This window comes from Proteus sp. fly-1008 (assembly GCF_040140305.1).
GTDB classification, from domain to species: Bacteria; Pseudomonadota; Gammaproteobacteria; order Enterobacterales; family Enterobacteriaceae; genus Proteus; species Proteus vulgaris_B.
Genome location: NZ_JBEEWH010000046.1, coordinates 1 through 1043, shown reverse-complemented (window position 1 = coordinate 1043; position 1043 = coordinate 1). Strand labels below are relative to the sequence as shown.

Genomic DNA, 1043 nt, shown 5'->3' with positions numbered 1-1043 from the left:
AATTAGCTTTTATCTTTATTTTCTATCGCTATTGTTTGTCGTTTTTCTTCTTCGGGTAATTCATACTCAATAGCAATGGTCAGAAGTCCACTTGATAAATCGGCTTTGTCTATTTTAACATTTTTACCGAGGTCAAATTGCAACGTAAATTGCCCTTGAGATATACCTCGGTGGATCCATTTATCATTGTCTTCTTCTGATTTTTCTTCTTTTTTCCCTTCAATCAATAAACGACTACCTTTTAATGAAACCGTTAAGTCATCTTCTCGATATCCAGGTACACTTACTGTCAATTCATAATGGTTATCATCAATCTGTTTCAGGTTATAAGTCTGTACAGGTGATGCTATTGGCTTACTGCCTGTTAACTGACTAAACAGGCGATCTATCTGATCAAAACGATTTGAAAGTAAGTTATCAGATAATGTTGGGAATAATGAAAAAGGTTTAATGTTAGGCATATAACTCCTCCTTCAGTATTTAGTGAATTATGGGCGGTATCTTATTTACCCAAAATATAAATATGAACGAGCAAGTATTTTTCAAGCCCTAAAATCTAAATTTTTTATCTTTAACCAATATGGGATTGTAGATAGCAAAAAACCCCGCCGAAGCGAGGTTTTGTATATTCAACTATTTAATGCTTAACTCATTTGAGCTGTCATCACACTTTTGCAAAAGATACATTTTGCGCCGTGTGGATTGTTCACTGTGACATCAAATTGTGATGTTCTATATTGTGAACCGCTACAACTTGGGCATTTAAAATAGAGGCGAATAGTAATAGCGCCTTTAGAGAGCCACCACGTTGCCTGCCGCTGGGCCTTTCATACCATTTTCCATGGTGAATGAAACTTGTTGGCCTTCCGCTAATGTTTTGAAGCTATCACTTTGGATTGCAGAGAAATGTACGAAAACATCTTTGCTGCCATCAGCTGGAGTAATAAAACCAAAACCTTTACCTTCATCGAACCATTTTACTGTACCAGTCATTGTATTAGACATAGAATTTCCTTTAATTTATTTAATTTGCCATAAGGCAT

General features: G+C 35.6%; 3 protein-coding genes. All 3 read right to left on the bottom strand.

Features of this window, described 5'->3' with window-relative positions; all coding sequences use genetic code 11:
* Positions 1-2: 2 nt before the first annotated feature.
* Entirely contained in the window at positions 3-461 is a 459-nt protein-coding gene (locus ABN256_RS19065) for an Hsp20 family protein (protein WP_196553203.1), read from the bottom strand.
* A gap of 183 nt (positions 462-644) precedes the next feature.
* The gene (gene ymcF, locus ABN256_RS19060; RefSeq protein WP_421667188.1) at positions 645-785 is read right to left on the bottom strand and encodes a cold shock small protein YmcF; all 141 of its coding nucleotides are present in this window, start codon (positions 783-785) and stop codon (positions 645-647) included.
* Positions 786-792: 7 nt separating this feature from the next.
* Positions 793-1005 (bottom strand): transcription antiterminator/RNA stability regulator CspE, encoded by a 213-nt coding sequence (cspE, locus tag ABN256_RS19055; protein ID WP_004244726.1) that lies wholly within the window; start codon positions 1003-1005, stop codon positions 793-795.
* Positions 1006-1043: the final 38 nt, after the last annotated feature.